Annotated in this window: 4 protein-coding genes and 1 pseudogene; all 5 read left to right on the plus strand. The window is 61.6% G+C overall.

Going from position 1 to position 6,396, the window contains the following annotated elements; genetic code table 11:
* Nucleotides 1-1,201, plus strand: a 1,201-nt coding sequence (locus EN943_RS33680; RefSeq protein ID WP_281060871.1) for a type VI secretion IcmF C-terminal domain-containing protein, incomplete at its 5' end; no start/stop codon positions are given.
* A 166-nt stretch (nucleotides 1,202-1,367) separates the two neighbouring features.
* Nucleotides 1,368-2,141, plus strand: a complete 774-nt coding sequence (locus EN943_RS33685) for a protein phosphatase 2C domain-containing protein (RefSeq protein WP_013525286.1) — start codon at nucleotides 1,368-1,370, stop codon at nucleotides 2,139-2,141.
* Between the two features lie 5 nt (nucleotides 2,142-2,146).
* Nucleotides 2,147-4,555, plus strand: coding sequence for a serine/threonine-protein kinase (locus EN943_RS33690; RefSeq protein ID WP_127416219.1), 2,409 nt, complete (start codon nucleotides 2,147-2,149; stop codon nucleotides 4,553-4,555).
* 84 nt (nucleotides 4,556-4,639) lie between these two features.
* Entirely contained in the window at nucleotides 4,640-5,050 is a 411-nt protein-coding gene (locus EN943_RS33695; protein ID WP_024504491.1) for a DUF1036 domain-containing protein, read from the plus strand.
* Nucleotides 5,047-6,396: pseudogene (locus EN943_RS33700) on the plus strand (M23 family peptidase); the annotation flags it as partial. The gene EN943_RS33695 and the pseudogene EN943_RS33700, both read left to right, overlap by 4 nt.

The following is a 6,396-nucleotide window of genomic DNA, read 5'->3' on the forward strand; positions in this document are numbered from 1 at the left end:
GACTAATCAGCTCTTTGCGGCAACCGCCGATGAAACAGCTCTGACGCGGGACTCAGGTGACGGCCCCGATCCCGGCACCGAGATCGAAGGCACGGCCCAGAACCCGCCGCGCAACCCCGCGGATCTGGCCAAGGGCCTGGCCCGCATCGGCATAACAATCGCCAGCGGCAAATCGCAAAGCCGCGCCGGCACCGGGGCCGCCGACGCACGGAACTTCAGTCCAGGAGCAAACATCGAAGCGCAATTCAGACCATTCCAGGCCCTGGTGAACGGCCCTGCCGGACATCGCCCGATCGATGCTCTGACCCAAAACTTCAGCGATATCTATCAGAGCCTGCAACTGGCGGCCGAAGTTCCTTCGCAGACGGAACGCGTCAATTCGAACCTGCAGCTGCAGATAGCCACGCTTCGCGCCAATGTCTCGCGCCTGCCCAAGCAACTCGGCCGGATGGTCAACGCGACGGCGGATGAGTTCGAAGGCAACGTTGCCGAAACCTCGGTGACCAACTTGAATCAGATACTTGACCAGACGGTCACAGCCCCTTGTGAAGCCGCAATCAGCGGCCGTTATCCCTTCGCCCGCGACGCCACCGAGGATGTTGCGATGGCAGATTTCGCCAAATTGTTCGCCCCTGGCGGCTTGCTGGACCGGTTCTTCGCACAAAATCTAGCATCGCTGATCGACATGACCAGCCAGGACTGGACTTGGAAACAGGATGCGCGATTTGGACGCGACCTGTCGAAATCGACCCTGAAAGACTTCCAGCTTGCGGCGGAAATCCGCAGCGCCTTCTTCCCATCGGGCGGTTCGTTGCCTTCGGTCAGCATCACTTTCACACCGTTCTCACTGAATGGCGATGTCGATACGGCGATACTCGATGCCGAAGGCCAGATCGTCTGGAGCAATCAGACGGGCAACGCGCCGAGCGCGGTCACCTGGCCGGGCGAGGCAGCTTCCGCGTCCGCCAGCCTAAGCTTGACGCCGGAGATGCCAGGCCGCGAATCCGCCATCAAGTTCGAAGGGCCCTGGGCGCTGAAACGACTTCTGGACAAGGCTGCCGTCACCGGCGACGGCAGCAACATGCAAGCGCGCTTCGTGATCGGCGGACGCGACGTTACTTATGCTCTCCAGACAGGCTCAGGCTCCAACCCCTTCTTCCTCCCGGCCCTGTCCGGATTCAGCTGTCCCAAGGCGTTTTGAACAGGGTTCATCTGCTGAACATGGCGTCGGTCCGCTGACCACGGCGTTCAAAGCCTGGTTTTCCTTAGTTTTCGATACTTTAATGTTCGAGCCTGTGGCAAAGTGGCGCCAGCGAGCGTCCAAAGGTGCGCCGCAGAAGGACGCTTGAAAAGCGCTTGGTGGCAAATTGAATACTGTCGCCCTTTCCGTTGAGAGCTTCGGCGTGAGCCACAAAGGCTGTGTCCGTGAGCTCAATGAAGACAGCTATCTGGTCGAGCCACAAACTGGCGTCTGGGTGGTAGCCGACGGAATGGGTGGACATGACGCCGGAGAGGTCGCTTCCGCCAGTATCGTCGATCATCTGTCAACAATCGGCATTGCGAGCTCAGCTCCCGATCTTCGCGCCCGCTTCGAGGACAGGCTGGGCCGGGCCAATGCCGAGATCCGAGGCATATCTGAATCCCGCGGCATAACCATCGGTTCCACCGTTGCCGCCCTGCTGGCGATGGACGGGCGGTTTGCCTGTCTGTGGGCGGGTGACAGCCGCGTCTATCTTGTCCGCAACGCCTCGATCTCGCAGATCTCGAGAGACCACACCGAAGTTCAGGAGCTCATCGACCGCGGTATCATCAGCGCAGCCGAAGCACGCACGTGGCCGCGCCGCAATGTCATCACGCAAGCGATCGGCGTCAGCGACGAGATTGTCATCGATTTCCAGCAGGGAGAAATCATGCCGGGGGATATTTTTGTGTTGAGCACGGATGGTCTGACGGCGCATGTCACCGACGCCGAGATCGAGGCGGCGACGGTGTCGGCGACACCTCAGGCAGCCTGCGAGAACCTGCTCGACATGGTGCTGGCGCGCGGCGCAACGGATAACGTCACGATCGTCCTCGTAAAGATAGGACACGAGCGCGATGGCCAATTGCCTCCTCCATATCTGCATAGAGCGAAGGCCTGAGGTTGATGGGCTCCGACGACAAGACGCGCATATCGGGGGGCATGGCCAACACCGTCGTAGGCACGCAACTCAGCGGCATCTACGAGCTCGACGAACGCATCGCATTCGGTGGCATGGGCGAGGTTTACCGTGGTCATAATATCCAGACCGGTGACCATGTCGCGATCAAGATCGTCTTGCCCGAGTTCGCCCGTGACCAGACGATCTTGTCGCTGTTTCGCAAGGAGGCATTGATCCTCAATCACCTGTCGCATGACGCGGTCGTGCGCTACCACGTCTTCACGATCGATCCCGGGATCGGCCGTCCCTACCTTGCCATGGAATTCGTCGACGGTGAGTCGCTGTTCGACATCATGCGGCGTGGCGCGATGCCGGCGGCTGATGTGCGCAAGCTCTGCCACCGCCTCGCCTCCGGCCTGAGCGCCGTGCACCAGGCGGGAGCAATACACCGCGACCTCTCGCCCGATAACATCATCTTGCCGGGAGGCCGGGTCGACCGCGCGAAGATCATAGATTTCGGTATCGCCCGGTCGGCGAGTGTCGGCGGTGAGACCCTGATCGGCGGAAAGTTTGCGGGAAAATACAACTATGTTTCACCCGAACAGCTCGGGCTCTACAGCGGCGATGTCAGTGAGCAATCCGATATCTACAGCCTGGGGCTGGTGCTGGTTGCCGCCTTGCGCGGCAAGCCAATCGATATGAGCGGATCGCAATTCGAGGTCATCGAAAAGCGCCGGACCGTGCCTGATCTCACCGACATCGACGATGATTTTCGTGACATCGTTGAACCCATGCTGCAACCGGATCCGCAGGACCGACCGGTTAGCATGGCGGAAATCGCCAGGATGACGCGTGACGAAAACGAGGAGACAACCCCGCCGGCGTCCATCACACCCCGCGATCGGTCGGCTTTGCCGCGAACCTTTAAATCCGGCAGCAAAACCCAGGCACGATCACACAATGTTGAGAGGCACGACGACGCAGCCGCAGCGGGCCCAGGCGGACAGCCCTTCGTAGAGCACGTGCGGCCCGCGCATTTGTTCGAACGGCCGCCTCCGGCGCCGATGCCGCGCGAGGCCACGGCGCGTTTGCCTGGAAGGTCCACAAAGACCCGAACCCTGGCGATCGCTGGCTTGGCGATGCTGGCTGTGGCCTCCGGCGCGGGCCTTTACCTGGGCGGCTTCATGACGCCTGCCACACCGACTGCCGGCAAGACATCGCTTTTGCCACCGGAGCCGTCCAAGCTCCCGCCCGGCCTGTCAAAGCCGCCCCTGGCGGACTCTGCCGCCCCTGAGCCGGCAAAGGCAGTTTCGCCCGTGCAGGCCAGCGGACAGGCGGCTGAAAATCCGGCAGATACGTTGGGGGTTCAAAAGCCGGAGCCTACCAAGCCCGCCGAAGTCCCCTCGCAGAACGACGTCGTCGCGGAGTCACCCGCAACGGACGCCAGGCCGCCACCCGAAAAGGCATCGCCGCCAATCCAGCCGGATACGATGACCAGCGACAGTCAAACGTTGGCCGCTTCCAGTGAGACAACCGCCCCGACGCCGCCGGTAGAGAAAGCCTCGACGCTGCCGCCCGCTGAGCCCAAGGTTGGCGAGAGCCAAAAGCCCGAACCGCAGGCCAGCAAGCCGGCGGCACCCGCAACGCGGGAGCCCAATCCCACTGCGGCCCCGCCGGCTGTCGCGAACGCCGAGAGCCCTGCCTTGCCGACAAGCAACCAGCCGGACCAACCTGCTGTCGCGTTGAACGTGCCCAAACCGGAGATTCCCCCGGCCGTCGACGACATCGCCCAACGGGTGTCATGGGTTCGCGACTTCGGCGGCGGCGACTGTTTCTATGCGACGATGACCTCAGCAACCGACAAGGCTGCTGCGATCGAAGGCTTTGGAACATCGGTCCAGCCATTCGAAGGCATGCTGGCCGAGTTCCAGGCCAAATTCCATGTCGAGCCGGACATCAGCGTCCGGCTCATTGAACCAAGCCAATGCGAAGTCACCAATTTTCTGCGCTTTATCGGGCAGACCGCATCAGACAAGCCGCAGCTTGTTCTCGATCGGACATCGGTGCCAAACGGTACGCCGATCAGCGGAACGCTGGTGACGCGTGGCGGGCTCAGGTCCAGCGTGCTGTTGATCGACCATAAAGGCATGGTGTTCAATCTCGACGACCGCATCGTCGTAGAACCCGGCAAGGCTACTTTCAGCATCCCGATTGGTCTCGGGGCCGCCGACAAAGCCGCCGGAAAGGCGGTGCCGCAGATCATAATGGTGATCACGGGCCCTCAGGACATCCAGGCAGCCGCGTTCTCCACGCCCATGCCAGCCTCGGTGCTGCTCCCCAAGATTCTCGAAGAAATCGAGACCGACGGGTCTCAATTCTCGGCCACCGCCCAGTATTTCCGGCTCGGCGGATAGCATGGGCGCCCGATGCAACTCAGCCGCTCTGACCCGCCGATAAGGCAGTTTGATCCGGTTCGGGCCCCTGCCCTGCGTGGCAGCATGAGGCTTGCGGTCATGGGGGGGGCGGCCCTGTTGGCCGTGCTGTCATCCAGCGAAGCGCGCGCCGAGTTCACGGTCTGCAATCAGACTCTGGATGTCGTCAATCTCGCCGTCGGCCAGAAGGTCGACAATGCGGACCAGACCGATGGCTGGTGGACCATCGGCGCCAATCAATGCGTAAACGTCATTCGTGAGGAACTGACGAACCGCTACATCTACATCTACGCAACGGACGTGTTTGGTCATGCGATCCTCACAGGATCGACCGAAATGTGCATTGAGCGGCGACGTTTTTCGATACGCGGCATCGACGAGTGCTGGCAGCGCGGCCATATCGCGGCACAATTTCTTGAAGTCGATACCCTCGAACAGGCGCGGTGGACTTTCTTCCTTACGGGAAGCAATCCGTGACGCACGGTATCGACACGAGCTTCAGGCAGAAAAAGCAGGCGCGCGCGGCCCTTCGCAGGCGCACGCTTCGGCACAGGCTTGTTGCCGGTCTCGCGGTGGCTGTGCTGCTCTCTATCGCCGCCGGTTTCTACCTCACCGCCGAGTATTGGTCGTTCGGAGACGAAGACGAGGAGTTGCATGCGGTCGAAGGGGCGGACGATATGCCGGCGGACGCATCCGTGTATGTGCCAGCCATTATCGATCTGGCGGGGGACCCGATGTGGATCACGCTGGCGCCCGATGCCAGCGCCGCAACCAAAGGCCGGACAATGCCGCGCCCGGCGGAACTCAACCAGGCCGGCGTTTCTCCACAGATCGAAATCCTGTCTGACGTCATGCTTAGCGCGAGCGAAAAATTCATGACAACGATACCGTCGACGCAAGAGGATTTTGCATTCTTCCAGGCGCAACGAAAGACTGCTGCCCCACCATCCGGTGATCTGCAGAATGATCTTGAGCCATCGCCGATAGAGGGGGAACCAGCCGCAGCGCCCGACCAAAGGGCGGATGCCGATGATCCCGAAGCCGGCTGGGGCGAGACCATCGATGCGGGCGATGCAGCCCTTCCCGCATTCCAGAAGACGCAGATCGAAAACAACACGAGTGTCGCAACCGTCTCGAATGAGTATCAGCGGTTCGAGGCGACCGAAGACACGTTCGTGAAAATCCTCAACGACCGCTCTTTGGACAGCGTCGCGCTCGATGCGCATTTCTCCGCAGAGGACGCCAAGCTGGCAGGGCAAGCGCTGAAGGCGCTTTTCAACCGCGACGGCCTGGAACCGGGCTATGTCATCGCCATGCGTGGTTTCAGGCCGAGGCGCGAGACGACGACCATGTCGCTGATGCAGGTGTCCATCTACGCCAAGAACGTCTTTGTCGGCACGCTGACACGCAATGCGGCGGGCGCATTCGTATCGGGTGTCGATCCCTGGGTCCGTGAAGATCTGTTCAACTATTCGGGCGCACAGGGGGAAGGCACGCACAAGCGGCAGTATCGCCTGCTCGACGCGATCTACTCGACGGCGGCTCGCAACAGTGTTCCAACCGGCGTGATCGGCGAAGCGATCATGTACCTATCGCGAGGGCAGGATCTGGACGCCTTCGCCAGCGAGGACCAGCGCCTTGTGCTGATCTACTCGCAAACGCCGCGCGGCAAGGGCGAGACTGACGGGCGTGTGCTGTATGTCGGCGTGCAGGGCACCGAAAAGAGCCTCGACTGTTTCGTCTTCCAGCTGAGCGAGGGCCAGTTTGCGTGCGTTACCGGTGACGATCAGGTCCGCTCGCTGACGGTCACCAACGGCATGGTC

Source organism: Mesorhizobium sp. M7A.F.Ca.US.006.01.1.1 (assembly GCF_003997935.1).
In the GTDB taxonomy this organism is placed as follows: domain Bacteria; phylum Pseudomonadota; class Alphaproteobacteria; order Rhizobiales; family Rhizobiaceae; genus Mesorhizobium.

Bases quoted from the DNA above. Each gene is read 5' to 3' on its own strand.
- EN943_RS33690 (WP_127416219.1), top strand. From the start codon at position 2,147: ATGGGCTCCGACGACAAGACGCGCATATCGGGGGGCATGGCCAACACC.
- EN943_RS33695 (WP_024504491.1), top strand. From the start codon at position 4,640: ATGAGGCTTGCGGTCATGGGGGGGGCGGCCCTGTTGGCCGTGCTGTCA.